The organism is Paenibacillus sp. NN59, from assembly GCF_057597225.1.
The window spans coordinates 1,543,482-1,567,209 of record NZ_CP199678.1; the positions used below are offsets into that span (position 1 = coordinate 1,543,482).

Here is a 23,728-nt window from a genome sequence, read left to right on the forward strand (position 1 = left end):
GACGGCACTTTAAACAGATGGTCAGTGTACGAGTACATGAGGCATCGTTTCATGAACACGGGACAAGTTCCCGATCAGGACGAGCTGCAGACGGAATTTACGGGAATTGATCAAACTGAGCTCCATGAAGGGATCGCTGAGTTTGATGCAATTGTCGGTACCGGAGGTGTACAGCATGCGGAAGCCGATTGACGCTATCTTTCAAAACAAGATCAAGTATGACGTGATCGGCCAACATGGTCAGTTAATCGGAGAAGTGTTCTTGCTCAGTCGGGACATGCTTCCAAAACCGGAACGGAAGGAGCTGAACGCGAAACGATGAAAATTATGGGCATCGATCACGGTACCAATTATGCAGGATGGGCAACTATGACGAAGGGGAAACCAATTGAGTTCGGGCTAAGAGATTATTCAGATATCAAAATGCCGAAAGTTTTGAACGCTATCTACCAGGACAACTACGACATGATTCAGAATCACAGGCCGGATGTGGTTGTTCTGGAACGCCCCGTACATTTCAAGAATGCCAATAGCGTTATCGCTTTGGTTGGTGCTTATTCTATGGTTACACTCGCTACACTCCATAATCGGGTTCCAATTGCAGAAATACGACCATCAGAACTGAAGATGTTCACAGGCAAGGGCAACGCAGATAAAGAGACAGTGGCAACGGAAATGCAAATGTTGTTTGACCTTGATTACGACAAGATTGCTGTTCCTGTCCTCTACAAACGGGACGATCCGAAAGGCAAATATAACAAAGGTGATATACAGCAACGGCTGTTTGACCCCTCAGACGCTTTGGCACTGTGCTGGGCGTACTATCAAAAACATATCAAAGGAGTTGCATAATCATGACAATTGAATTCGCGAAATTTACAGCAGAGGTAGCAAAGGGAATCAAAATCGGAACTGACGTTGAGGTGAAGCTACTCATTCCTTTGAAATCTGCTGTTCCCTTCTTGGAGTTTTTGAGCAACTGTCAGGGGGAAGACGTTTTGGTTCATCTCGGCGATCCGCAGGCTTCGTTCGATTTTGATGAAGGTGACCCGATGTACAACACTTGGAACGGTGGGCGCCGTGTGACAACTGATTCTTCCGGAGTGGTTACCAAGATTGAAGGCCAGGGTGAAGAGAAGGACGAGAACCAGGCGGAACTGTTCAACAGTGAAGATGAATCACAAAACCCGAACGGAGACGGTACTGAGCAGACGGGAAAAGATTCCGGAGTGCCGCAAGAGGGCGAAGGGGATCGTATCAGCGAAGAGGGCTCAGGCGAACCGCCAACCGTTGAAACACCTGATTGGCTGAATGAAGAAGGTGGGGATGGTTCTAGAGAAATGGAATTTAACTCTGATGATTCAGAAGGTGATAAGCAGCCGCCTGCAGATTCACAAGGGGTTGAGGGAGAGAAAACAAACGCTCCAGTTGAGATCGACAAGGAAGCTCTCGAAATCTTTATTCTCAACAAACGTCCGATTTTCGATGATATCAAACTCGCTGATGCTCCTGCTGACTTCCCAAGTCTGTTGGAACGGCGGAAGGTTAATGGCAAGACTTGGCTGGAGATTTCGAAGGAGATCAATATCCCAAGTGCACAAATCAGTTCCAAATACAATGCTTACAAGAAACGTGTCACTAAAATGATGCAGGATGGCGTAGCAGTCTAATCCTTCAAATAGTACCATCCCCGGTCGAAAGTTGGCCGGGGTGACCAGCTGCATGCAGTAAACAGAACTTATGATCTTTGCATTGCTATGGTAAATGACAATTTATTTATCGTTAGGAGCCTTCATGGTTTTGGAGCAAGATAGAATACAACTCCAAAGAGAATTCCAAAACTAATACCCAAGGGAACACTATCTAGCGCCGTCCAAAAAATAATGCCAAAGAGCAATCCTAAAGATGTGCCGGTTGTAAGAGATTTCTGATTCATAATCGATACCCCCAATTCACTTTTTTTATATACTACGAACTTAAATTATATAGGTTTCAGTGGAATACCCAGGGGGAGTAAACAAGAAGTGCGGCAGTTCGGTTACCGATTTGTATTAGAGCATCCCCCGGTCAAAAGTCGGCCGGGGTGATCACTTACACCCATTAAACAGAACGTATGATCTCAAATTGAGCAAGAAAGGGCGATTTTATGGAAGCCTTGAAAGACAACGTTGAATACAAAACATCTGCTTTCCTCTTTGCTGGAGTTGGCGGGGCAACGGCGGGCGCAATGCGTAGTCAAGTGGAATATGGCGGCAAACTGTACAAGTTCAAAGTTCTGTGCGCGATCGATAGCGATCCGGTGGCGTGCCGTAATCATGATCTAATTACAGGCGAAGAGACATCGGTTTGCATGGATCTATTTGAGCGCTGGCAATACGAAGCCTGGCACGGTCACGAGCCGCCAGAGGATTGGGAAGAAGTAACAGCATGGGACGTATGGCAGGCATTTAAAGAGCAAGTCCCGTTCTTCTTATTTCTCAGTCCTCCATGTAAAGGCCTGAGCGGATTGCTACCTGCAGGCAAGGCGGCATCTGACAAATACCAAGCCCTTAACTATTTGACTGTGCACGGATTGGAGCTGACGCTTCGTGCATGTCTTGAATACGGTGGATCGGTACCGGCTGTCATTCAACTGGAGAACGTGCCCCGGATAACCAGCAGGGGAAAACATTTGCTGGCCAAGATTAAGAAGTTGCTTAAAAAACATGGGTATGCGGTAAGCATCCGTGCTGATCACAACCTTGGAGAGATCGGAGGGCTTGGCCAAAACCGTGTGCGGTTCCTGATCTTGGCTAGACATGAAGCGCAGCTGCCGAACGTGATTTACTACCCTGAGAAAAAGCCGCTACGCTCAATCGGTGATGTGCTTTCCGATCTGCCGGAACCGGGCGACATCATAGCTGGAGGGCCGCTCCATAAGCTACCACGTCTCCAATGGAAAACGTGGATGCGGTTGGCCTTGATACCTGCAGGTGGCGACTGGCGGGATCTGAATAAAATTGATTGGGAAAACCTTCGGGTTGTGCATGAACCACGCCCCGGTGCTTACGAGGTTGCAGACTGGGACAAGCCAAGCCGAGCGGTTACAAGCACGGCAGGACCTGGTCGGAGCAATGGCGTGGCGGCCATATCGGACCCGCGCCTACAGATCAATGGGGATGGAAAAACGAATCTGTTCCGAATACAGCATACTGATGATCCAGCAACATGCATCACCGGCGCTGCTGGACCAAATCAGGGAGCAACCAACTTATCTGATCCCAACCTTATAACTCGCGAAGGGCGACACCCGGGAGTGTACCGGATTGTGCCACCTGATGAACCAGCCCCATGCGTAACGGGTACACGGTTTGGTTCAGGGGCGATTGCTGTATCTGATCCGCGGGTTAACACCAAGCTTCATCCGGACAGCTATGGCGTTCAAGATTGGGACGCAACAGCAAAGACAGTCCGCTCAGCCAATCGTATTATGCAAGCTGCTGGCAGCGTGTCTGACCCCCGGGTACCCGATAGACCGGGGCGTTACACTGATCAGTTCCGAATGCAGTCTACGGATGGCCCTGCGGCCACAGTAACGGGATCAACAGACGTACAGAATGGTGCGCAGCTCATTGCTGATCCGAATGTGTTGGGTCAATACCATGACGGTGCATATAGGGTATCTGATTGGGCTAACACATCTCCAACAGTAACTACAGGCGGTGTGTCTGCTGGACAAGGCAAAGTCATTGCAGATCCTCGAATTAAAAGTAACCCTCGTGCAGATACGATGGGAGTTCTTGATTGGGATCAGCCTTCCAAAACGGTTATCGGTAGCGCGGACGTACATGCGGCGGCTGTAGCAGTACCAGATCCGCGTATCCCTAAAGATAACGAGCAACGCGTCTGGACGATTATCTCATTAGATGGCACATGGCACCGACCGCTTACGACATACGAATTGGCTATGATTCAGAGCTTCCCGACGCACCTTCCTGACGGCCGACCGTTCCAACTAGAAAGGTGCAGTGATGCCAAAGCGCGGGAGTACATCGGCAATGCGGTTCCTCCAGACGCCCAAGAGGAAATGGGGAACGTTCTTCTGTTAGCAGCAGCCGAAGCCGAGGCGGGCATATCATTCGAACTGAGTTGGAACCCGGTGTGGGTTGCACCGGTTGCAGACGAAATTCCAGCAATCATTCATTAATGAGGACCACCTGTGCGTGATGCAACAAGACATCCACCTTCAATTCAAAGTCTTTTCTTTAGCTAGGTACAGGTCCATAGCTCACATGGGCTAACGCATCACTGGCAATGATAAAAGGAGTTGATTACATGGCTATCTCACCAAAGGTAATTCAGCTAATAGATTACAAGCTTGCCCCGCTGATCAATGATGGTTGTCGCATCGATCAGATCAAAATGGTATGTGCTGCAGGAACTGAAATGGCCGTGATCGGATTTGTGGAAACGGGTTTTGGTAAGTTGCGGATTGAACCAAGTAATTTCATGCCTAAAGGCAAGTCATATCTGATCGAGGATCGGTACCGATGGTTCACATGGGTACGAAGTTCAAAAGACAAGAAGGCGAAGGGTGAAATTTTTTTCTTTATTGAATAAAAGAAAAGTTTAGAGAGGTAATCCTCTCTAAACTTGAGATTTAAATGACTGTTATTGGCACTTCACGTAAATCTCACATTTTGCTTCTCCGTGGTAGTCCCAATGACACTCATTACCTAAAATTCCACCACAACCTTGGCTACCACCTGTTTGCTTAATTTCAGTAACATTTACATGATCAAGGTTTACCTTAGGATTATTGAAAAGATTATAACTTTGTATGAGTTTATTTGCCTCTGCAGTGCAAATATCTTTTGCCGCTCCGTCAATTTTATCTCGCCCATCACTTGGATAACGAAGATATATTGTACCTTTAGCCATTACAGGAACATTGTCGGCATCAGTTAGAAGCTGTGCTGTGTGATCGGTATTACATTGCATTTGACATCCACCTCTCGTTATTTTTTATTACGAACATAGCTTGTTAACATAAGAGTTAATTTATCCGAGGGATTAAAAGGAATGGTTATATCTAGGAAGATAATTTTCATGAATTACATGAATAAATTGAATACTTGTCCTACTATTAGAAACTAAAAATATGGAGATGAATATTAAATTGGAACGAGATCATAAAGCGTTACTTTTGGAGTACGGATATCCGCAGGAATTGGTAAACGGATGGAGTGCAGAGGATTGCGCAACTGAATGGGATGAATTTTGTAGTGAAGTGATTCCGGAATAAATAAATATCCCCCGCAAGCTTGGCGGCCAGGCGGGGGCAGGGTAGTAAATATTATCTCATTCCTCTTATTAGTATATCACAGGATGAAGGGGAATGAGGGGTATGGCGATGGCATGGGGACAAGGGGAACTCTTTGCAAAAGCATCTAAACAGGAAATCCAGCGAACAAAGTTCCTGCTCGACAAATATACAGATATGGTTACTTTAATGAGAGACTTTGAGCAATTCGAGCAGGATTTGCAACAAGTAGGAATTGACGGTGAAACAGCCCGCCGCATCGATCAAACAGATCTGCATGCGGACAAGACGCTTAACGCCACGATTCTTATTGAGAAGCAACGATGGGTGTACAAACAATATGACTTCTATACACATCAGTTGGAAAGGGCACAACGTTTAATCAGAGACGAGGAAGCCCGTAAAGCAGTTGAATACAGATACATTTTAGGTTATTCACGTAAGGAAACGGTACTCTTTTTCCGTCGTGCACTAAGTGACAGCACGATCAAGCGCAAAATTGATGAGGGATTAGAGAGTATTGCAAATACATTAAAGCTTATAGGCTTTTTTGAGCAAGATGATGCGAAATTCTAAAAGAGAAGCTGACGATTAATCGTCAGCTTCTCTTTATTGTACTATTATCCTTTGATAAAACTTTGCAGTTCGTTCTTAAAGAATTCCAGTTTTTCTGGAGTGTTGTTCAGCACTAATTGAGTAAGTTCCATTCCATGGACAATTTTATTGTAGTGTAAAGAGTAACCTTCAAATAGACGTTCTAACAATTCACTTCCAACAACATCTTTTAATAAATTTGTAGAACCTTTAGGAAATAATTTAAAGTCATCGGTTGCTAATAATAATTGTTCGATATCGCCCTTTATTCGATTTGGGTCTGTAACAACTATTGATGAATTTTGGTTAATAATTTCAGAAAGCTCTTGATAGCATTCCAAAAAAAAGTTCTCGTACTCTCGTCGATCCAAAATGATTATATTATCTCCATAACTTTCTCTTAATTCATTAATCTTTTCCTTAGTCTTATTATCAGCATCAATAATTATCCTATAAGGTATAGGGCTTTGAGATACTCTCCCCAGGACTAAGTCGAGCTTTTCTTTATTGTCATGCATAGCAGTTTTCTTGATAAAGTCCTTACCTGTTCCCTTCATATTCAATATTCTGTAGTTGTAACCTATTTGTTTTAATCCGAAATGAGATAAAATCATCGGAATTACAAGTTCTTCAGTCTGCCCTTCTACAAATATTACTTTATCAGACAAAGCATAGTCGCTGTTACTTATTCCAATATCAAACAATATATCTTGAATTTTTTCGAGTGGTGTGAAGGTACTAATTCCATTTGATTTACTAACATGGACTAAGTGTTTCTCTGTTGGATAATTAATTAAAATAGGTGAGTGAGTAGTAAATATATACTGGTGCTCACTGTTTTCACTTACTAAATCGTAAATTGCCTTTTCTGCAGAGGGATGCAAAAAAACTTGTGGTTCGTCAAAAAGAACTATGCTATCTACTTTTATATATAGGACACATAACAGTAATAAAACATGAGTATATCCACTCCCACACTCTGATAAAGGAATAGGAGTTTTCATGTCTTCAAAGTTTATGCTGATGTAAGTCTGATCATTTTCATTTATAGGAGTACTAATAAATGCAACATCATTAAATATTTGTCTAAACGTTTTATTTATTTTTTTGAAGATAACAGGATCATTATTATTTAATGTATAGAGTATGGTATTGAGATTTGTTCCTTCAATTTGTAAAGAGTTTTGTAAGTGTATTCTTTCTTTTGCTTGAACATACCTGGATCCATTAATATATATAATTTTATCTTTGCACAATTTATGAATATTTTTAAGAAGAACAGGGAACTCAGAAATTCGAATCCTATTATAAAGTTTATTAACAAGAGTATAATAGTTATTTGTCTCCATCTTAGAGGGATAATAAAATCGCTGATATGTATCATCAAGAAATCTTTCTACTGATTCTAAAAATGATCTGTTTTGATTAATATCATATAGATAAGTCAATTTTAAAAGATTTGAGTCAATTATTTTAGAATCTTCATCTATATCTTCATATAATAGTGAAATTTCTTCTTCTGTGAAGGTAATTTCCATGACTAAAGTGATTGTATCAATATCTCTATTGAGATATTCAGTTAACTCACCATGAGTAACCTTGTATATCGCTTCAATAAAAGCTGATTTACCTGTGTTGTTTTTACCTGCAAAACCATTAACTTTCCTATGTAAATCAAGAGAGTTTGAGTTTTGAATGCTTTTGTAATTTTCAATACTTACACTAAGTATTTTCATTCTGCACGCCTCTATTCTTTTTGGATTAAATGCAACAACATTATTATAGTCTATCTTATCATGTATAAGATAAGGAATTATTGACCCCAAAGTGAACCAAGGTTGACCTCATCTTGAGACCACGTTGAACCCCACATGACTATTATTTCGTGATACATTAGGAGCATAGAAAAAGGCGAGAATGAAACGCACAGCTGCACATGCGGCATTTGACTGGGGCGTTCCTCTTCTCGCCTTTTTCAACTCATAGCAGGAAATTAGTCCCAAGTGTCGAAAAGTGTTTTAGTACAATTTACACGCTCGGAGGCAGAGTTATGGCGAGAAGGAAAAGTAAGGCGAAACAGGAAGAAGAATTATTCCAAGGATTAGCCGGCATGGCAATGTTGGGAGGTATTGTCGGAACCTATTCTTTAACAAAATCTTGGCAAGCTTCACTTGTCGTTGGATTTCTTGGTGTTGTTGGGATTATTGTTTTAATGGTCATCATTCAACAAAAGCGTGCTGAACGGCTGAAGAGATCAGGAATTGCCGAGATCGACAAAATGGATGGAGTGCAGTTTGAGTACTATCTTGGACATCTATTTCGTTCACAAGGGTTTAAGGCGGAAGTGACAAAAGCTGCAGGTGATTATGGCGCCGATCTCGTTATATCCAAAGATGGAAAAAGAATCGTTGTTCAAGCTAAACGTTATAAAAAAAATGTTGGATTAAAAGCTGTTCAAGAGGTTCAAGGAGCTAAGGCACATTATAGAGCAAATGGGGCATGGGTTGTCACAAACAGCAATTATACTGAGCAGGCATATCAGCTCGCTAAATCAAATGGGGTAAGGCTGATTGCTCGGGATGAACTGGTTGAGATGTTGCTTACAATGAAAGAGAAGTTGTCTGCTTCAAAGAAAACTGGAAATGTAAAGACGAACGCATAAGTGAATTAGCGAGGAATCGAGAGCGCAGCAATTGTTTCTTATAGATATTGAGAGAATCAGGCTACTAGAAACGTTGACTCTATTTTTGGCGCTCCAGTAAAATGGTCTTGTTCTTCCTCTATAGTTACAAAGCTCGTATGCTTTTAAAGCAAAGAGCGCAGCGTTTTTGCAGCGACCGTTTCGGGCGCATGCTTTTAGGACGTAACACAAGCATTATACATATCACAACCAAAGTCGTTCCTTCGGGATCGGCTTTTTTATTGGAGGAATTGAAGTGATCAGCAGAAGACGTAAGAAGATACGCATTCGTCCCAACAAGCAGCCGAAGAAATGCAAAGGTTGTGTATGGGGAAGATGGGATGGAGTTAAGCAGTTTTGTCCTAAACCTCCTGATTGTTGTGTGAAGAAGGGAAATTCCTCTTAGCTGTCGAATGATTATGGTGTAAACAAGGGGGATGTCTATGGCATATTTCGAGTACAATAAAGATGATATAGGTGAAAAATTCGTTTTTGTAAGGAATGGGAAATATACTTCAGAACCTTATGAAAATGGTGATCTAAAATATGAAGAACGAACCTATAAAGATGGTCATTGGGTTTGTGTTGTCAAAAAAGATCATGAAATCGTGAGAGTCGATAGCAATCAAGAGCTAGTCAAAGTCAGACACCAGAGTGGATTAATGCAATTGACGATTGAAAAGGAGGCACCTTAATAGGTGCTTTTTCTTTTGTCTTCATATGACAGAATATGAGCCGTTCTGAGCTTCTTAACATGGGAACGTCCGTTTGCAGGGATCATTCCATTAAAGGGCGGAGAACAGGCGCTGAGTGAGCGTACGCACGAATATGAAGCTCGTCCATACGTTGAAACCAACTCAACACAATTCACCCTCAAAATTGCCTTTGGTATAACTCCTAGAATTTGAGTATGATAGTTCTGAGAGGAGGGATAACATGAAAGACACTTGGGAATTGGATCATGGAGACTTCGAAGAGATTGAAAGAATTAAATCACAGAACCCTGGTTCTGACTATTTAAGTGCTTTGAAGACAAGGAGCCTTGTAACAGGTGTTAATATGGAGAGAATTAAACATCTCAAAACTAATGATACACTTCGAGAACGCCACGGTAGACTATTTCGAATCTTGGAAGATGCGTTAAAAAATCAGTAAGTAATAGATTGTATGAGGACATTGCCTAAGGGTGTGTCCTTTTTTTGTTGCCATAAATTCATGGAGGTAATTGATATGAACATCAGAATCGTGCCAATCGATCAGATTAATGCAGCAGCCTATAACCCCCGCGTTGACCTGCAACCAGGCGATCCAGAATACGAGAAGCTTCGCCGTAGCATTGAACAGTTTGGATATGTCGAGCCCATCGTTTGGAATGAGCGCACAGGGCATATGGTCGGCGGCCATCAACGGTATAAGATCATGGTCAACGAGCTTGGCCACACTGAACTGCAGGTTTCGGTTGTGGATCTCGGTGATCAGCAGGAACGGCTCCTGAATATCGCTTTGAACAAGGTATCTGGTGATTGGGACGATGATGCACTCACTCAGTTGCTTGTTGATCTGCAACAGGCAGGGGCTGACATATCCTTATCGGGGTTTGATGATGTTGACCTGAAACAGATGCTTGGTGACATTGATATTCCAAACTTTGATGCCGGGACTCCTGAGGATCAGGGCGACCTTGGTGTATTGAGCTCAAAGCTGGTGAAATGCCCGCATTGTGGAGAGGAATTCGAACATGATTGATTTAAAGGTGGATTGGGCCACGCATGCAGCAGCGAAGTTCGCTTGCGAGAACTTTCACTATAGCCGCAGCTTGCCTGCAGGAAAGTCGGTGAAGGTGGGGGCTTGGGAAGATGGCCAGTTTATCGGTGTGGTTATCTTCAGCCGTGGGGCGACTCAGAATATCGGTTCTCCTTATGGCCTGACACAGCGTGAATGCTGCGAGTTGACACGTGTTGCTTTAACCAAGCATCAATCATTTGTATCGGAGATCCTTGCCAAAGCACTCCGATTCTTAAAGGAACAATCTCCGAATGTGGAGCTGGTCGTCAGTTATGCCGACGTTGAGCAAAAGCATCACGGCGGTATTTATCAGGCTACAAATTGGATTTACGAGGGAAAGACTGATGGTGAGCATTATTTCATCATCAAAGGGAAGAAGGTTCATCCCAAATCAATTCATTCCAAGTACGGTACCGGCAGTCAACGGATCGAGTGGATCAGGAACAACTTGGATGCACACGCTGAGTTGTATCGTACAGAAGGTAAACATAAGTACTTGATGCCGTTAAACAAGAAGATGCGGCGCAAGATCATGCCCCTGCACAAACCTTATCCAAAATAAAAGGGGAGACACGGTAACGTCTCCCCATTCGTCCAGGGTATCCCCCGGCTGAGATAGCGGCCCGCCGCGCGCGGCATTTATGCAGACATCCGCTATCTCGCATTCCATCATACAGGAAAGCCGAGGGGTACGCATGAGAACACCAGATGAAATTTTGTTGCAGCATGAACTCGAAGTCGCGGAAGGTATCCTCGAATCCAAAGAGCAATACCGGAAAATCGTTAAGGCTGCCATTGCCCAGTGGGTCCGAGACCTGCAGGCTGGACATATTAAGATGCAGACCGTTCAGGATCTGGAACGTCTCATCGAATTGGATATCAAGCTTCAGCAGGACGATTGACTTAAACAATGTGAACCAACATTACGTTACGGAGTATAAATAATTCTTTCTTGCGGATGTTTTTCAACATCTTCAGCGACAATGAGGTGTTTGTTGATAATCAAAGTTGCTCTGCTATAAGAATATATATAAAGGCGTGAGATGATAGTGAAGAAAACAACTGCAAGGAATAGCCAAGCAGCTAAATCTATAATTGCTCCATAAAAAGACGAAAGTGCATGAAGAGAATTCTTAAATACCATTGTAGTTAGTGAGATTACAATTGCTACAATGGGTACCAAGGAAGTTACCATTTTGAAAAAATCTTCAAACAAGCTTTCCTTTGCATACTCTTCTTTCTTAATTCTTAGATGTAGTAAACTAGCTCTAAATAATTCTCTGTTCTGATTGTAAATGTCATTGTAGGAATATAACAAACCGGATGTGGTTTTTATATTACGTTTTGAGTGAGGCTTTTCAATTTCTTTTTTTAGCTTCCGATAGCGTAATAATTCAACTGGAATTATCAGCAATGTTAGTAGTATTAGTACAGAAATCATCCATAGCATAGAATTCATTTTAAATCCCCCTGTTAAATCGTTTATCTTTTTATCGGAAAGAAGGTAGAAGATTTAAAATAAATCTATGGAGGTTATATCATGTCCGTTAAAAGCTATCAGAAAATCATTCCGGTTACGGCCATAAAGTTTGAAGGTAACAATACGTCGCATACGGATGAAGTGTTTTCGTTTGTTGAGGTTCCGATTTCAATCAACTTGACGGGTAATGTGGTAGAGCTTCGTGTGATCGTTGACCCGTTGAAACCCTTGGTGGTGTTTGTCGGGGATTACATTGTTAAGGACGCATCCGGGACACTGAAACACATGAAGCAGGCTGAATTTGAATCTGAATACTCTGTAGTGAAATAGGAGCTGTGACGGTTGACTGTCGCGGCTCTTCTTTGTTGGGGGTGGTGATGAATGTAGATGGCCAGAGAGAGAAGTCCTGAACGGGACAAGGCAAAACTGATGTGGCTGGAGAGCGGCGGGGCGATGAAGTTAAAAAACATCGCTGCCGCTCTTTCTATTGGAGAAACGCAGATTAGAAAATGGAAGTCTCAGGACGGTTGGGCGGCTGAATTGAATAGTAACGTTACCATTGAAACCATTAGTAACGTTACTAAACGTGGAGCGCCTAAAGGGAACAAAAATGCTGTCGGGAATCGCGGGGGAGCACCGCCAGGGAATAAACGTGCTGTTGGCAATAAAGGCGGCAACGGTGGGCCTTACGGTAACAAGAAAGCCGTAACGACAGGTGAGTATGAAAGCATTTGGCTTGATGCCTTGGAAGATGACGAGCTGGATCTCATTGATCGGATTGATACTGATCCGATTCTCCAGGCTGATGAAGCCATTATGAAGTTTGAAATCCGTGAACGTAGGATGTTGTTGAGGATTAAAAGATTAACCGATGGACTGACTGAAAAAGAACGTCGTGTTCTTTATGAGCTCAAATCAATCAAAGAAGCCATGACGGTTCATGATGAGATAACAGGGAAAACGAAAACTGTCCCTATCACCCGTACTGAACTGGTCGAGTCCGAGATTGAGGAAAAGACGTTCCGTGTTATTGATGACATCATTTCCCTCGAGGAAGCATTGACCCGCGTCCAGGACAAGAAGCTGAAAGCCATTGAGCTAAAGGCTCGTTTGCTGGATGAAGAGAAACGTGTTCGGATAGAGATGTTGAAACATGAGCTGATGATCAAACGCGGTGGATCTGAGCCTGATGAAGTTGAGGATGATGGATTCATGGCTGCTCTAAGGGGACGCGCTGCGGAGGTGTGGGCTAAAGATGGCAGTTCTGAAGCTTAAACCAGCACCCTTCAAGTGGAAGCCTTTCTCTGAAAAGCAAGTCCAGGTTCTCACATGGTGGATGCCCGAAAGCCCACATCATGATATGGAAGCCATCATTTGTGATGGATCGGTTCGTGCTGGCAAGACGGTAGCTATGGCCTTTTCGTACATTGTTTGGGCAACGGAAACATTCCGCAGTGAACAGTTCGGCATGGCAGGTAAGACGATCGGTGCTCTTCGACGTAATGTCGTGGGTCCACTTAAGCGTATGCTTGCAAGTCGTGGGTACCAGGTGCATGACAATAAGACAGATAACGTCCTCACAGTCTCCCGCGGACTCGTAAGAAACCAGTTTTTCTTGTTTGGTGGTAAGGATGAACGTTCTCAGGAATTGATTCAAGGTATCACTTTGGCTGGGATGTTTTTCGACGAGGTAGCTCTGATGCCCAAGTCATTTGTGGACCAAGCGACAGCCCGCTGTTCCGTTGAAGATGCAAAGGTGTGGTTTAACTGCAACCCAGCAGGGCCTTATCACTGGTTTAAAGTGGAATGGCTGGACAACCTGGTTGTTAAACGTGCCATTCATCTGCACTTTACTATGGAGGACAATCTATCTCTGTCTGAGAAGGTCCGTGATCGGTACCGCCGTATGTATACAGGGATTTTCTATCAACGGTTTATTCTCGGGCTGTGGGTTATGGCCGAAGGCGTGATCTTCACCAAGTTCAATGACAAAATCCACAAGAAACCTCGGGATTGGTTCCCAGCGGCGTTTGACCGCAAGTTCATATGTATTGACTACGGGGCCAATAACCCGACCACGTTCCTGAAATACGGTGTCCTGGGTGATGTTTATTACGAGTTGGATGAGTATTACCACGACATCAAGGAAAAGGGTGAGAAGACAAATAGCGAATACGCCGATGACCTGCAGGCGTTTGCTGACGGCGACGAATACGCGATTTTCATCGACCCATCTGCGAAAGCTTTCATCATTGAGTTGAAACGACGGGCATTCAATCATATACGCGCTGCTGTCAATGCTGTGTTGGATGGTATTCAAACAGTATCCAATCGGTTTCAACACAATGAACTTTATATCTGCGCCGAAAACACCAATTCCCTGAAGGAGTTGGTTTCTTACATTTGGGACAATAAAGCAGCCCAGCGCGGTGAAGATAAGCCCATCAAACAAAACGACCATACTTGTGATGCTCGGCGGTATGGTATCCATACCGATTATCTGATGCAACGTGCTAAACAACGGAAGAAAGATCGAGAGAATAAACCGTCTGAGCGGCCACAACGCGAACGTCCGACCCGAGGACGGTAGAAAGGAGACAACATGCGAAGAGTCAACGCACGAGTGATTAAATCAACGTCTGTCAGCAAGAGCAGTACATCAACGGCGATGAAGAACGAAGGCAATTCGTTTGAAGATCTGATAACTCCACCATACAACCCGAAAGACCTGATTGAAATGAGTAAGGAAAGCACCGTACTCCCTCAGTGCATCGATGCGTATAAGCAAAACATCGCTGGTTTCGGGTTTGGTCTACAGTACAAAGAAGATGACACCAGCATTGAAGAAAATGCTGAAATGAAAGCGGAGTGGGAACGTGTCAAGGATATCCTACAGTTCTTCAATTTTGACAAACCGTTCAAGGATGTTTGGGCTGAAGCAATAGAACATCGTGAACAAACAGGGAACGGGTACATTGAAATTATCCGAGACGGAACCGGGATGCCTGCAGAAGCCGAAAACATGGAGCCTGAGTACATTAAAGTGTCCAAGCTTGGCGATCCAACAGAAGTGATAGTGTGGCGTAATGGTAAACAATTCAAACGGCGTAAGAAGTTCCGCAGATACCTGCAGGAGATCAATGGTTCGAAGGTTTGGTTCAAAGCTTTTGGCGATCCGCGTAAGATGAGCTGGAAAACAGGTCAGTACGGGGGAGATATAGCGCCAGGGGATGAAGCAAACGAAATATTGCATCTCAAAATTGGTAGTGGGGCATACGGCGAACCTCGTTGGATTAGCCAGTCGCCTCATATGTCGGGCAGTCGTAAGGCGGAAATACTGAACCTTAATTATTTCGATCAAGGTCGCCACATTCCTATGGCTGTACTGGTCAAAAACGGCATGCTTACAACTGATAGTGTAAAACAACTTGAAGAGTATGCGAACAGCGTTAACGGAGTTGACCATGCACACAAATGGCTGATTCTTGAAGTAGAAGGATTGGACGAAGGGATCACTGAAGATGAAAAGACCAAAGTCGATATCGAAATGAAATCGTTGGCCGACATCCTTCAAGGTGATGCGTTGTTCCAGACTTACGACGACAACTCACGTATGAAACAGCAATCTGCATTCAGGCTGCCGGATATCTTTGTTGGCCGCAGTCGCGACTTTAACAGGGCCACCGCAGATAAGGCGCGGGAAATTACGGAGGAACAAGTCTTTGTTCCTGAACGGGAGAGTCTCGCTTTCATCATTAACAATGTTTTGTTGGAGCCTTACAACCTTAAGCATGTCGAAGTCTTCTTCGAAGGGCCGGACATCTCCGACAGTGAAGACAAGGCCAAGCTGCTGACCGTATACAACGCAATTGGCGGCGTAGCTCCCAATGACGTTCGGGATGATGTAGGCAAGATACTCGGCAAAACTGTTGAAAACTTCGAAGACGAAGCGGCCAATATACCTTTGACGCTCAGACAGCAACCGACAAACGGATCGTTCCCGATTGCACTATCGAAGTCGTCAGCGTCTCAATCAGAAATCGTCAGCGTGCTGAAGGACTTGCGGGACGTACTGGAGGGATTGCAGAGTGGAACCAATTGACCGTTTACTCACATCGATCGCATCCATTGTCAAAGCTGAGGAAGGGGATCTGACCGAAGATGTTCCTGATTTCCCCGGATTGCAAAAGGTTCCTGATTATGTGGAAGACTTTGAAACAGCTGTTGCCAAACTATTACGGGGCCAGCGGAAGCATTTTGTGAACGGTATTAACGGCTTCGTCGCTAAGGATGAAACACTGGATAACATCATCAACTTTGTTACACAGGATTTATTTGCATCGGATGAGTTCGCGGCTTTGCTCAGCGCAGAGGCAGTGCTGTTCCTGACTGCGACAATAACTGATCTAGCGGCGGATATGATGAAGGCGATTGATAAAGATGTCGCGTTTTCTACGTTGTCCGGACGTACCACCAAGTGGATTAAAGATTGGGGTAAGGATCTGGGCAAGATTATGGTTCTCACTTCGCACAATGCAATTGAAGAAGCCTTGATTACAGCAGTTGAAGAAGGTGAATCCGTTCAAGTAGCTGTTCAACGCATCAAGGATTTACCGCAGTTTGATCGTGAACGTGCACGAATCACGGCACAAACTGAAATTTTAGCGGCATCCAGTCGTAGCCAGTGGGAAGCGTACAAGCAGAGCCCGGCAGTTGTTGCCAAACGCTGGAGGCATAGCGGATCGAAAAACAACAATCCCCGCGAAGCTCATGTAAAGATGGATGGCGATGAAGTGGCGGTGGATGATCCTTTTGACGTAAATGGTCATAGCGGAGATTACCCTCGCGATCCTCAGCTCCCACCGGGAGAACGTATCGGTTGCAAGTGTGTCATGTCCCCTGTGACGGATAAAAAAATATTAGGCCTGAGTCCGGAAGAGAAAGAAGCGATCCGACAGCAGGTATTGAGTGAAATGGAGGACTGACCTTGAAGATTATTGATTGTCCATCATGCTTATGGAATCATGAAAACGTCGATGTATCGTCGGTATCTGGCGGTTTTCAATACACCTGTCCGATGACTACAAAAATAGTAATCCTGAGAGGGGGTGAACAAAGAAAATGCCAAGAGAACTAACAAACGTGGATATCACGCACATCAGTTACGTAGATAAGGGAGCAAATCAAAAACGATTCTTCTTGACCAAGAGCGACAAAAAGCCTGATTTCCAAAAGCAGGTTCGCTTGATCGCAAAGGCAGATGACGAGAAAAAGCTGGTGTATGGTGTTGTTTATGAGCCAGATGCCGAAGATACCCACGGCGATATCATGACTGCAGCTGAGATTGAAAAAGCTGTTCACGGCTTCATGAGTAATCTTGCGATCGCCAAGGGCGCGGTCATGGATACGCAGCATGATTTTGACCCCGGTGTTGGAGATGTTGTCGAATGTTACATTGCACCTGTAGATTTTGAACTTGGTGACCAGACGATCCTTAAAGGGTCGTGGGTACTTGTCACAAAAGCAAGCGAAGAGATTTGGGAGCAAATCCAGAGCGGTGATATTACTGGTTATTCCATGGCCGGGACCGCAGAAGCAATTGAAAAGCAAGATCAGGAGCCTTCGGCCCATCAAAGTGATGAGGTCAAAGGCTTTTTTCATGCGATGAAATCATTTTTCACGGGTAACAGCGAGAAGATTGCCAAAGGCGAAGTGGCCGAAAAGTACGAAAGTGATCGTCGTCGGCGCGAATTTTGGGCTGCACAAGATGCCCTGAACAATGTCATTTTCAACTGGGACGCTGGATGGAATGCTCAATTGGAAAGCGATCCTGAAACGATCCGCGAAGCCCTTCAAGACTTTGTGGCAATCGCTCAGGAAGTTTTGACCGTGAAAGACATTGCAAAAGAGCTAGGGAAACCGCCCGAGCAGATCGCTAAGGCTGGTAAAAAGATATCCGCGGGCAATCTCAAGCATGTTGATGATGCCATTGCTGCATTAACCGAACTTAAAAATAAAACAGCTCCTGCAGATGAGCAGGACGAAGGGGAGGAAGACGAATTGAAGAAAGAAGACATTGCGCAAATTGTGAAGGAAGCAATTGCTCCTGTCTCAGATAGACTGGACAAATTGGAAAAGGGTGAAGGTGAAAATCCTGAGGGGACTACCCCAACACCAGAGCCAGAAGGCGGTATTGCTGATCAGCTGAAGGATGTCCTCAAGGAAGCATTGGCCCCGATTGAATCTCGTCTGGAGACTGTCGAAAAGGCACGAGGACTATCCCGACAAGGTGAAGCAGATTCCATTCATAAGGCTGCTCATGATGAAAATGACCCGTATAAAGGCTTGTTCTAGTCATAACTAAACTTTTAAACAATAAAGGAGACTGATTTTATTATGCCAAGCAACAGAGCAATCATTGAAAAAGCAACTATGACCCTTGCGGATCTCGCGTCAGGCGGTCGCATGAATGAACAACAATTCAACACTTTTTTCCGTCGAATGATCGCGGCACCGACAATTCTTAATTCAGCTCGTACTGTTCCGATGACCTCTGATAGTCAAAAAATCGAAAAAATTGGTTTTGGTCAACGTATTTTGCGTCCAGGTGTTGAAGGTACTGCGCTCACCGAGGGACAACGTACCAAACCGACCACAGGTACTATTAAGTTGAACACGGAGGAAGTTATTGCCGAGATCAACATTTCTTACGACACCATTGAGAACAACATCGAAGGCGATAATATTCGGACGACTATTATGAACCTGTTGGCCGACCGTGCAGCGCTCGATTTGGAGGAACTGATCATCAACGGAGATACCGATTCAGCCGATGAGTATCTTGCTTTGATTGATGGTGTGCGTAAGAAAGTGACTTCTCATATCGTCGACGCTGAAGGGGACGCAATTGTTAAAGAAATCTTCAAACGAGGAATCAAAGCAGTTCCTAACCAGTACCTGCGTAATCCTGCGGAATGGAGGTACTACACAAACACCGGAGTTGAACTTGATTGGAGGGACAGTGTCGCTTCTCGTCAAACATCCGGTGGTGATCAAAGTTTGGATGGGGGTCGCCTGGTAAACGCGTATGGTGTTCCTGTTAACGGAATTGCTATGTTGCAACCGTACAATGTCACTTCACCAGTTGCTTATTCCGATGTGACCGATGCAATTCTTACACATCCCAAAAATATTGTTGTGGGTATGAACCGTAAACTCCAGATTGAAGTAGACAAGGACATTACTCGTCGTGTATTCATCATCGTTCTAACGGCTAAAATCGATGTTCAGTTGGAAGAAGAAGACGCAACAGTTAAGATCATTCACATCAAAGCTTAGTTTGAAGTTCAACTTAAATCTGAAAGGATGGCAATCAATCATGGCAGGAGCTAAAAACAATACAGTGAAAGATACTGAGGATCAGAATAGTCAAGGAACTTCCGCCGAACAAGCGTCCCTTGAACTTGAAGGTCAGGCTGAAAAAAACGAAAATAAAACATCTGATAAAACAGCAGGCGATTCTGTAACCACGAAGAACGACTCTCAATATTTTGCGACTCTTGTTCGGGGAAAGACATTTGATGTGGGTGGTGTCGTCTTCAAGGTGGATGAGGAAAAAGCGGTAACGGAGAGTTTGTATTCACGTCTTGCCAATAATGCGTTGTTCTCTGTCCGCAAGGAATAGCCTATGGCATTGATTACACCGCAGGAAATCATTGATTACACGGTGTTCAAGAAGGTCAAGGCACGGGCGTCGCATTTGCTTGAGATGGACATCCTGCAGGCAGAAACGGAAGTGTTTGAAGAGGTCGGTCACAATTTCAGTGATCCGATCCTTTACCCCGTTCTGCCGCCAGAAGCCCGGCTTGCTCTTGTCCAGTTGGGGCAGTATTACGCCTTGATTAATGGGGATGAGTCGATTGCTAAGGGAATTAAGTCTGAGAGCATCGGCGGTTACTCTTACACTTTGGACAACGGCCAGATAATCAGTAAGGCGTCCATCCTGGCTATGCTGCGTAAATTCAAGACGCAGCCGGTGCAGGGTAACGTCAAAATGAGGATGAGGCTGCTATGAGTTATGAAGATATGCTGAGGGATCGATGTGACATTTACCATATGCAGTCAAGCGCAGGACCTGGACGTTTCGGTGTACCGGTCGCAGCTGAACTTAAATATGGATCGGTACCGGACGCAGCTGACGTGCCATGTTGGTTCGTTGAGAAGGGACAAACCATCAATCAGGCTGAGCCGAACAACGAGATCCTGCATTCCTTCCTTGTTCACTTTCTCCCGGATGTTGACGTCCGGGTAAATGACAAAGTGGTATGGAATGGTGTGGAGCTGACGTTGCAGGTTCCCCGCAATCTCCAGGGCCACCACTGGGAAGTCACGGCAACAAGGAGGGGCAATCTATGAGCAGTAACCGTGCGGAGATCCGTGGGCTGGATGAATTAATCCGAGGTTTAGACCAAGCGGCAAACGGTGGTCTACAGCGAGAATATGCCCTTTGGCTGGAAGCGATGGGGTTTGAGTTTCTGGAGCTTATCCAGGATGAGATTATCCGGACGAAGACGGTCGACACGCGACGTTTGCTGAACAGCTTTGATAGGGGCGATGGCGATAACGTCTGGTCTACGTCTGCAGGCGGCCTACGTCTCGAAGTCGGTACCAATCTGGAGTATGCACAATTCGTTAATGACGGCCATTGGACAACCAAGGAAGGCGTTGAACAACGTTGGGTACCGGGACGTTGGCGTGGTGACAAGTTTGAATATGATTCTGGAGCAAGTACAGGCATGATGCTTAGACGTCAATGGGTAGACGGTACTCGCTATTGGGATACGGCCTTGATGATCTTTGAGCGCTTGTTTGAGCAATCTCTTGAACGTCGTCTGCAAGAATGGCTTGATACTTTACCGAGAGGTCGGCGCGCCATCAGGCGGGGAGGTAGACCGCGGTGAACAGTGACGTTGGATCGATCATGTCAGCATGTTATAAGATTCATCCCGTCCAGATCTATACGGATCGCATGCCGCAGGATTTTGTTCTTCCATCTATGTATTTCCCTCAACCCATTATGGCGGACGCTCCCAGCTCCATCAGTTCGTACAGGGTGGATTACTCACTCGCTGTTAAAGTGTTTACCAAGAAGGACGAACAAGCGGCTGACGCTGCTGAACAAATTGCCCAGACCATAAGACATTCCCGTATGGTCATCCCTGTTATTGACGAGGATGGCCGCGATACGGGGAAATACATGCGAATCCGTAAAATGGATTCTCGCATTATAGATGAAGGCGTTGCACAGCTCACTTTTACGTGGACATCCCGGTATCGGTACAACCGGGTGGATTACGACAAGATGGGCTCTTTGTATTTAAATCAAGGAATCAGGCGGTGATATTGTGAGCGAAGCAAAAGAAGAACGTATTACAAAAGCGGCCAAGGTTACACCTGAAGAACCGCGTTTTGGGAAAGAGCAGTTCCTGCAGTCCGCTCGTTTCACAAATGCGGAAAAGGATGTGCTTGTCGCAGTGCTACAGGATGGCCAGACGTACACGCACGATGAAGTACAACGACAAATGAATGCATTTAAATCAAGGGAGGTGCGCTAATCATGGCCGGAGGAATTTGGACAAGACAAAACAAGGTGCGCCCAGGCGTATATATGAATTTTGAATCCCAGGGCACAGCAACAACTACTCTTGGCGAGCGGGGTACTGTTACTATGGCAATGCCGCTCAGTTGGGGACCAACAAAACAATTGATTACAGTTGAAGCCGGGGCTGATCCGTTTGATGTGCTGGGTTATGACATCACAGCGGTTGAGATGTTACCCGTGCGAGAAGCGCTGAAACGTGCGCAGAAGTTGTTGCTGTATCGTTTGAATACGGGCGTTAAAGCAACAGCAACAAGCGGCAATCTGGTTATTACGGCCAAGCATGGCGGGGTGCGAGGTAACGACATCACTATTGTCATTACAACCAATATCGACGATGTAACCAAATTTGACGTACACACATTGGTTGCAGGAACTGAGCAGGACAAACAAACAGTTTCTAACATCGATGCACTTGCTAATAATGATTGGGTTGTCTTTGGTTCTACTGGCACGGATAAGACACTTGCCGCTTCTGCAGGTGTGCCGCTTACGAGCGGTACTGATGGTGCAGTAACAAACGCTGACCATACCGCTTATTTGGAATTGCTGGAGGTCACAGAGTTTAACACGGTCGGTCTGATGGCCGATGATACGACTCTCAAAGCATTGTATACCGCATTTATCAAACGCCAGCGTGAAGATGAGGGCAAGAAGATCCAGGCGGTCATGTCCAACTATCCGACAGCGGATTATGAAGGAGTGATCAGCGTCAAAAACGGTGTTATCCTGTCTGATCAAACTGTTGTTGATCGTATTAAGGCGGTCGCATGGGTTGCCGGTGCAACCGCAGGTGCGTCTGTTAGTCAGTCTCTGACTTATACAGCGTATGATGATGCTGTGGACGTGGACGTCAAGTACACCAATTCACAGATTGAGGCAGCTTTGCTAGCTGGTGAATTTTTGTTCACGGCAAGCCGGGGACGTGCCATTGTGGAACAGGATATTAACACGTTCCGAACGTACACCCTGACCAAAGGTGCTGAACGATCCAAGAACCGGGTTATCCGGGTACTGGATGGTTTGGCGAATGACTGTAAGGATACTTTTGAACAGTATCATATTGGAAAAACGGATAATTCCACTGATGGTCGCAACTTGTTCCGGTCTGCCCTGACCAACATCGCAAATAGCTATCAGGGATTCGGGGCAATCCAAAACTTTAACAGCCAAACTGATGTGTCTGTCGTAGCTGGTGAGGCTAGGGAATCAATATTCGTGGAAATGAGTATCCAGCCTGTCGATTCCATTGAGAAAATTTACATGAGAGTGAAGGTGAAGTAACCAATGCCAGGATACTTGAAGGCGCAAGACGCCATTTCCGGTCAAGAAGGCCGCGCATTCGCAACCATTAACGGGGTAGCTGAAGAGATGTTTTATGTAAAGACTCTCGAAGCTTCTGTTGAGAAACAGAAAGCAGAGATTAAAACTTTGGGACGCCGCGGTGTACAACATAAAGCAACTGGTTGGTCCGGTTCGGGGACAATGACGATTTATTACACAACATCCCGTTTCCGTGAACTGATGCTGCAATACATTAAAGATGGTGTCGATACGTACTTTGATATTCAGATCACAAATGAAGATCCAACTTCCAGCATCGGTGAGCAAACAGTTGTGCTCAAAGGGGTTAACCTGGACAGCGTTGTTATTGCCAAATTGGATACCGAGGCCGATGCGTTGGACGAAGAGGTCAGCTTTACGTTTGACGATGTGGACATGCCTAATACATTTAGCGCCCCGACATTGGGGTAAAAAAATTAATTTAGAAGCGGAGCGATTATTGATATGAGTAAAAACATGGCGTTTTTCATGAAGGGTAAGGCTGCAGAGGTCAAAGAAGAAGAGGTGATTATCACTCGGCGATACAAAGATGAAAAGGGAGAACCAATTCCTTTCGTCATGAAACCTTTGTCCACCAAACGCATTGATGAACTTGAAGCAGAATGCACCAAGCCAGAGATCAAAAAAGGTAAGAAGGTCGGTGAAAAGCTGGATAGTAAACGGTTCTCCCTCCGGATCGCCATCGAATCTACGATGTATCCTGACTTTAGAGATGCCGAATTGCTCAAATCTTATGGTCTGACTGATCCAGTAGATGTTGCTCGATCAGTCTTGTCCGTAGGTGGCGAGTATATGGAATGGCTGCAGGCCGCCAACCGGATTAACGGGTTTGACGAATCGGAAGACGACCTAATCGATGAAGTAAAAAACTAATCAAGTCCGGTG

Annotated in this window: 33 protein-coding genes; 29 read left to right on the forward strand and 4 right to left on the reverse strand. The window is 44.9% G+C overall.

Annotation, left to right across the window (positions count from 1 at the left end; translation table 11 throughout):
• Positions 1–51: 51 nt before the first annotated feature.
• Genes ACT89M_RS06670 through ACT89M_RS06685 form a run of 4 tightly spaced genes read left to right on the forward strand, consistent with a single transcriptional unit; the run spans position 52 to position 1,670 of the window.
• Positions 52–192, forward strand: a complete 141-nt coding sequence (locus ACT89M_RS06670; RefSeq protein WP_487345096.1) for a hypothetical protein — start codon at positions 52–54, stop codon at positions 190–192.
• Positions 176–322 carry a hypothetical protein gene (locus tag ACT89M_RS06675; protein ID WP_487345097.1) on the forward strand — a complete coding sequence of 49 codons (147 nt, stop codon included), beginning with the start codon at positions 176–178 and terminating at the stop codon, positions 320–322. The genes ACT89M_RS06670 and ACT89M_RS06675 overlap by 17 nt, the downstream gene beginning before the upstream one ends.
• The gene (locus tag ACT89M_RS06680; RefSeq protein WP_487345098.1) at positions 319–852 is read left to right on the forward strand and encodes a crossover junction endodeoxyribonuclease RuvC; all 534 of its coding nucleotides are present in this window, start codon (positions 319–321) and stop codon (positions 850–852) included. Before ACT89M_RS06675 ends, ACT89M_RS06680 begins: the two co-directional genes overlap by 4 nt.
• Before the next feature lie 2 nt (positions 853–854).
• Positions 855–1,670: a hypothetical protein gene (locus tag ACT89M_RS06685; protein ID WP_487345099.1), complete on the forward strand. Its 816-nt coding sequence runs from the start codon at positions 855–857 to the stop codon at positions 1,668–1,670.
• 122 nt (positions 1,671–1,792) lie between these two features.
• Here ACT89M_RS06685 and ACT89M_RS06690 read toward each other — a convergent pair whose 3' ends face one another.
• Positions 1,793–1,936 (reverse strand): glycine zipper domain-containing protein, encoded by a 144-nt coding sequence (locus ACT89M_RS06690; protein WP_487345100.1) that lies wholly within the window; start codon positions 1,934–1,936, stop codon positions 1,793–1,795.
• A gap of 210 nt (positions 1,937–2,146) precedes the next feature.
• Here ACT89M_RS06690 and ACT89M_RS06695 point away from each other — a divergent pair, with 210 nt between their 5' ends.
• Entirely contained in the window at positions 2,147–4,186 is a 2,040-nt protein-coding gene (locus ACT89M_RS06695) for a DNA cytosine methyltransferase (RefSeq protein WP_487345101.1), read from the forward strand.
• 128 nt (positions 4,187–4,314) lie between these two features.
• Positions 4,315–4,599 carry a hypothetical protein gene (locus tag ACT89M_RS06700; RefSeq protein WP_487345102.1) on the forward strand — a complete coding sequence of 95 codons (285 nt, stop codon included), beginning with the start codon at positions 4,315–4,317 and terminating at the stop codon, positions 4,597–4,599.
• 51 nt (positions 4,600–4,650) lie between these two features.
• Here ACT89M_RS06700 and ACT89M_RS06705 read toward each other — a convergent pair whose 3' ends face one another.
• Complete coding sequence (locus tag ACT89M_RS06705) at positions 4,651–4,980, reverse strand: hypothetical protein (RefSeq protein ID WP_308722474.1); 330 nt, start codon at positions 4,978–4,980, stop codon at positions 4,651–4,653.
• Positions 4,981–5,386: 406 nt separating this feature from the next.
• Here ACT89M_RS06705 and ACT89M_RS06710 point away from each other — a divergent pair, with 406 nt between their 5' ends.
• Positions 5,387–5,878 carry a hypothetical protein gene (locus ACT89M_RS06710; protein WP_487345103.1) on the forward strand — a complete coding sequence of 164 codons (492 nt, stop codon included), beginning with the start codon at positions 5,387–5,389 and terminating at the stop codon, positions 5,876–5,878.
• Between the two features lie 44 nt (positions 5,879–5,922).
• On the opposite strand, the gene ACT89M_RS06715 is transcribed toward ACT89M_RS06710, so the two are convergent.
• Positions 5,923–7,632 (reverse strand): ATP-dependent nuclease, encoded by a 1,710-nt coding sequence (locus ACT89M_RS06715; protein ID WP_487345104.1) that lies wholly within the window; start codon positions 7,630–7,632, stop codon positions 5,923–5,925.
• A 314-nt stretch (positions 7,633–7,946) separates the two neighbouring features.
• On the opposite strand from ACT89M_RS06715, the gene ACT89M_RS06720 reads away from it, so the two are divergent.
• The 6 genes from ACT89M_RS06720 (at position 7,947) to ACT89M_RS06745 (ending at position 11,263) form a co-directional block, all read left to right on the forward strand.
• Positions 7,947–8,558, forward strand: coding sequence for a restriction endonuclease (locus ACT89M_RS06720; protein WP_487345105.1), 612 nt, complete (start codon positions 7,947–7,949; stop codon positions 8,556–8,558).
• Between the two features lie 461 nt (positions 8,559–9,019).
• Positions 9,020–9,271 carry a hypothetical protein gene (locus tag ACT89M_RS06725; RefSeq protein WP_487345106.1) on the forward strand — a complete coding sequence of 84 codons (252 nt, stop codon included), beginning with the start codon at positions 9,020–9,022 and terminating at the stop codon, positions 9,269–9,271.
• A 241-nt stretch (positions 9,272–9,512) separates the two neighbouring features.
• Positions 9,513–9,731, forward strand: coding sequence for a hypothetical protein (locus tag ACT89M_RS06730; protein WP_487345107.1), 219 nt, complete (start codon positions 9,513–9,515; stop codon positions 9,729–9,731).
• A gap of 75 nt (positions 9,732–9,806) precedes the next feature.
• The gene (locus tag ACT89M_RS06735; RefSeq protein WP_487345108.1) at positions 9,807–10,322 is read left to right on the forward strand and encodes a ParB N-terminal domain-containing protein; all 516 of its coding nucleotides are present in this window, start codon (positions 9,807–9,809) and stop codon (positions 10,320–10,322) included.
• Entirely contained in the window at positions 10,315–10,923 is a 609-nt protein-coding gene (locus tag ACT89M_RS06740; RefSeq protein WP_487345109.1) for a Mom family adenine methylcarbamoylation protein, read from the forward strand. The genes ACT89M_RS06735 and ACT89M_RS06740 overlap by 8 nt, the downstream gene beginning before the upstream one ends.
• A 133-nt stretch (positions 10,924–11,056) precedes the next feature.
• Positions 11,057–11,263, forward strand: a complete 207-nt coding sequence (locus tag ACT89M_RS06745; protein ID WP_487345110.1) for a hypothetical protein — start codon at positions 11,057–11,059, stop codon at positions 11,261–11,263.
• Positions 11,264–11,289: 26 nt separating this feature from the next.
• Here ACT89M_RS06745 and ACT89M_RS06750 read toward each other — a convergent pair whose 3' ends face one another.
• The gene (locus ACT89M_RS06750) at positions 11,290–11,820 is read right to left on the reverse strand and encodes a hypothetical protein (protein WP_487345111.1); all 531 of its coding nucleotides are present in this window, start codon (positions 11,818–11,820) and stop codon (positions 11,290–11,292) included.
• 81 nt (positions 11,821–11,901) lie between these two features.
• On the opposite strand from ACT89M_RS06750, the gene ACT89M_RS06755 reads away from it, so the two are divergent.
• From ACT89M_RS06755 to ACT89M_RS06830, 16 genes are all read left to right on the forward strand, one after another.
• On the forward strand, positions 11,902–12,171 hold the full coding sequence (locus ACT89M_RS06755) for a hypothetical protein (RefSeq protein ID WP_487345112.1): 270 nt from the start codon (positions 11,902–11,904) through the stop codon (positions 12,169–12,171).
• Between the two features lie 57 nt (positions 12,172–12,228).
• Positions 12,229–13,116 carry a phage terminase small subunit-related protein gene (locus ACT89M_RS06760; protein WP_487345113.1) on the forward strand — a complete coding sequence of 296 codons (888 nt, stop codon included), beginning with the start codon at positions 12,229–12,231 and terminating at the stop codon, positions 13,114–13,116.
• Positions 13,097–14,431 (forward strand): PBSX family phage terminase large subunit, encoded by a 1,335-nt coding sequence (locus ACT89M_RS06765; protein ID WP_487345114.1) that lies wholly within the window; start codon positions 13,097–13,099, stop codon positions 14,429–14,431. Before ACT89M_RS06760 ends, ACT89M_RS06765 begins: the two co-directional genes overlap by 20 nt.
• 12 nt (positions 14,432–14,443) lie before the next feature.
• A complete protein-coding gene (locus ACT89M_RS06770; protein ID WP_487345115.1) occupies positions 14,444–15,943 on the forward strand; it encodes a phage portal protein in 1,500 nt (499 codons plus the stop codon).
• Entirely contained in the window at positions 15,930–16,826 is an 897-nt protein-coding gene (locus ACT89M_RS06775; RefSeq protein ID WP_487345116.1) for a phage minor head protein, read from the forward strand. The genes ACT89M_RS06770 and ACT89M_RS06775 overlap by 14 nt, the downstream gene beginning before the upstream one ends.
• Positions 16,827–16,962: 136 nt before the next feature.
• Positions 16,963–18,195 (forward strand): XkdF-like putative serine protease domain-containing protein, encoded by a 1,233-nt coding sequence (locus ACT89M_RS06780; RefSeq protein WP_487345117.1) that lies wholly within the window; start codon positions 16,963–16,965, stop codon positions 18,193–18,195.
• Positions 18,196–18,237: 42 nt separating this feature from the next.
• Entirely contained in the window at positions 18,238–19,179 is a 942-nt protein-coding gene (locus ACT89M_RS06785) for a phage major capsid protein (RefSeq protein WP_487345118.1), read from the forward strand.
• 40 nt (positions 19,180–19,219) lie between these two features.
• Positions 19,220–19,525: a hypothetical protein gene (locus tag ACT89M_RS06790; protein ID WP_487345119.1), complete on the forward strand. Its 306-nt coding sequence runs from the start codon at positions 19,220–19,222 to the stop codon at positions 19,523–19,525.
• Between the two features lie 3 nt (positions 19,526–19,528).
• Positions 19,529–19,915 (forward strand): protein YqbG, encoded by a 387-nt coding sequence (gene yqbG / locus ACT89M_RS06795; protein ID WP_487345120.1) that lies wholly within the window; start codon positions 19,529–19,531, stop codon positions 19,913–19,915.
• The gene (locus ACT89M_RS06800; RefSeq protein WP_487345121.1) at positions 19,912–20,256 is read left to right on the forward strand and encodes a DUF3599 family protein; all 345 of its coding nucleotides are present in this window, start codon (positions 19,912–19,914) and stop codon (positions 20,254–20,256) included. Before yqbG ends, ACT89M_RS06800 begins: the two co-directional genes overlap by 4 nt.
• Positions 20,253–20,801 carry an HK97 gp10 family phage protein gene (locus ACT89M_RS06805; RefSeq protein WP_487345122.1) on the forward strand — a complete coding sequence of 183 codons (549 nt, stop codon included), beginning with the start codon at positions 20,253–20,255 and terminating at the stop codon, positions 20,799–20,801. The genes ACT89M_RS06800 and ACT89M_RS06805 overlap by 4 nt, the downstream gene beginning before the upstream one ends.
• Positions 20,798–21,241, forward strand: coding sequence for a phage tail terminator family protein (locus tag ACT89M_RS06810; RefSeq protein WP_487345123.1), 444 nt, complete (start codon positions 20,798–20,800; stop codon positions 21,239–21,241). The genes ACT89M_RS06805 and ACT89M_RS06810 overlap by 4 nt, the downstream gene beginning before the upstream one ends.
• A gap of 4 nt (positions 21,242–21,245) precedes the next feature.
• Positions 21,246–21,455 (forward strand): hypothetical protein, encoded by a 210-nt coding sequence (locus ACT89M_RS06815; RefSeq protein ID WP_487345124.1) that lies wholly within the window; start codon positions 21,246–21,248, stop codon positions 21,453–21,455.
• Positions 21,456–21,457: 2 nt separating this feature from the next.
• Positions 21,458–22,783, forward strand: a complete 1,326-nt coding sequence (locus ACT89M_RS06820) for a phage tail sheath family protein (RefSeq protein ID WP_487345125.1) — start codon at positions 21,458–21,460, stop codon at positions 22,781–22,783.
• A gap of 3 nt (positions 22,784–22,786) precedes the next feature.
• Entirely contained in the window at positions 22,787–23,254 is a 468-nt protein-coding gene (locus ACT89M_RS06825; protein ID WP_487345126.1) for a phage tail tube protein, read from the forward strand.
• Positions 23,255–23,287: 33 nt separating this feature from the next.
• Complete coding sequence (locus ACT89M_RS06830) at positions 23,288–23,716, forward strand: phage tail assembly chaperone (RefSeq protein WP_487345127.1); 429 nt, start codon at positions 23,288–23,290, stop codon at positions 23,714–23,716.
• The last annotated feature ends 12 nt before the right edge of the window (positions 23,717–23,728 follow it).

What these genes read in the sequence shown, in the direction of transcription:
- ACT89M_RS06670 (WP_487345096.1), top strand. Translation starts at nt 52, where the DNA reads ATGAACACGGGACAAGTTCCCGATCAGGACGAGCTGCAGACGGAATTT.
- ACT89M_RS06675 (WP_487345097.1), top strand. Translation starts at nt 176, where the DNA reads ATGCGGAAGCCGATTGACGCTATCTTTCAAAACAAGATCAAGTATGAC.
- ACT89M_RS06680 (WP_487345098.1), top strand. Translation starts at nt 319, where the DNA reads ATGAAAATTATGGGCATCGATCACGGTACCAATTATGCAGGATGGGCA.
- ACT89M_RS06685 (WP_487345099.1), top strand. Translation starts at nt 855, where the DNA reads ATGACAATTGAATTCGCGAAATTTACAGCAGAGGTAGCAAAGGGAATC.
- ACT89M_RS06690 (WP_487345100.1), bottom strand. Translation starts at nt 1,936, where the DNA reads ATGAATCAGAAATCTCTTACAACCGGCACATCTTTAGGATTGCTCTTT.
- ACT89M_RS06695 (WP_487345101.1), top strand. Translation starts at nt 2,147, where the DNA reads ATGGAAGCCTTGAAAGACAACGTTGAATACAAAACATCTGCTTTCCTC.
- ACT89M_RS06700 (WP_487345102.1), top strand. Translation starts at nt 4,315, where the DNA reads ATGGCTATCTCACCAAAGGTAATTCAGCTAATAGATTACAAGCTTGCC.
- ACT89M_RS06705 (WP_308722474.1), bottom strand. Translation starts at nt 4,980, where the DNA reads ATGCAATGTAATACCGATCACACAGCACAGCTTCTAACTGATGCCGAC.
- ACT89M_RS06710 (WP_487345103.1), top strand. Translation starts at nt 5,387, where the DNA reads ATGGCGATGGCATGGGGACAAGGGGAACTCTTTGCAAAAGCATCTAAA.
- ACT89M_RS06715 (WP_487345104.1), bottom strand. Translation starts at nt 7,632, where the DNA reads ATGAAAATACTTAGTGTAAGTATTGAAAATTACAAAAGCATTCAAAAC.
- ACT89M_RS06720 (WP_487345105.1), top strand. Translation starts at nt 7,947, where the DNA reads ATGGCGAGAAGGAAAAGTAAGGCGAAACAGGAAGAAGAATTATTCCAA.
- ACT89M_RS06725 (WP_487345106.1), top strand. Translation starts at nt 9,020, where the DNA reads ATGGCATATTTCGAGTACAATAAAGATGATATAGGTGAAAAATTCGTT.
- ACT89M_RS06730 (WP_487345107.1), top strand. Translation starts at nt 9,513, where the DNA reads ATGAAAGACACTTGGGAATTGGATCATGGAGACTTCGAAGAGATTGAA.
- ACT89M_RS06735 (WP_487345108.1), top strand. Translation starts at nt 9,807, where the DNA reads ATGAACATCAGAATCGTGCCAATCGATCAGATTAATGCAGCAGCCTAT.
- ACT89M_RS06740 (WP_487345109.1), top strand. Translation starts at nt 10,315, where the DNA reads ATGATTGATTTAAAGGTGGATTGGGCCACGCATGCAGCAGCGAAGTTC.
- ACT89M_RS06745 (WP_487345110.1), top strand. Translation starts at nt 11,057, where the DNA reads ATGAGAACACCAGATGAAATTTTGTTGCAGCATGAACTCGAAGTCGCG.
- ACT89M_RS06750 (WP_487345111.1), bottom strand. Translation starts at nt 11,820, where the DNA reads ATGAATTCTATGCTATGGATGATTTCTGTACTAATACTACTAACATTG.
- ACT89M_RS06755 (WP_487345112.1), top strand. Translation starts at nt 11,902, where the DNA reads ATGTCCGTTAAAAGCTATCAGAAAATCATTCCGGTTACGGCCATAAAG.
- ACT89M_RS06760 (WP_487345113.1), top strand. Translation starts at nt 12,229, where the DNA reads ATGGCCAGAGAGAGAAGTCCTGAACGGGACAAGGCAAAACTGATGTGG.
- ACT89M_RS06765 (WP_487345114.1), top strand. Translation starts at nt 13,097, where the DNA reads ATGGCAGTTCTGAAGCTTAAACCAGCACCCTTCAAGTGGAAGCCTTTC.
- ACT89M_RS06770 (WP_487345115.1), top strand. Translation starts at nt 14,444, where the DNA reads ATGCGAAGAGTCAACGCACGAGTGATTAAATCAACGTCTGTCAGCAAG.
- ACT89M_RS06780 (WP_487345117.1), top strand. Translation starts at nt 16,963, where the DNA reads ATGCCAAGAGAACTAACAAACGTGGATATCACGCACATCAGTTACGTA.
- ACT89M_RS06785 (WP_487345118.1), top strand. Translation starts at nt 18,238, where the DNA reads ATGCCAAGCAACAGAGCAATCATTGAAAAAGCAACTATGACCCTTGCG.
- ACT89M_RS06790 (WP_487345119.1), top strand. Translation starts at nt 19,220, where the DNA reads ATGGCAGGAGCTAAAAACAATACAGTGAAAGATACTGAGGATCAGAAT.
- yqbG (WP_487345120.1), top strand. Translation starts at nt 19,529, where the DNA reads ATGGCATTGATTACACCGCAGGAAATCATTGATTACACGGTGTTCAAG.
- ACT89M_RS06800 (WP_487345121.1), top strand. Translation starts at nt 19,912, where the DNA reads ATGAGTTATGAAGATATGCTGAGGGATCGATGTGACATTTACCATATG.
- ACT89M_RS06805 (WP_487345122.1), top strand. Translation starts at nt 20,253, where the DNA reads ATGAGCAGTAACCGTGCGGAGATCCGTGGGCTGGATGAATTAATCCGA.
- ACT89M_RS06820 (WP_487345125.1), top strand. Translation starts at nt 21,458, where the DNA reads ATGGCCGGAGGAATTTGGACAAGACAAAACAAGGTGCGCCCAGGCGTA.
- ACT89M_RS06825 (WP_487345126.1), top strand. Translation starts at nt 22,787, where the DNA reads ATGCCAGGATACTTGAAGGCGCAAGACGCCATTTCCGGTCAAGAAGGC.
- ACT89M_RS06830 (WP_487345127.1), top strand. Translation starts at nt 23,288, where the DNA reads ATGAGTAAAAACATGGCGTTTTTCATGAAGGGTAAGGCTGCAGAGGTC.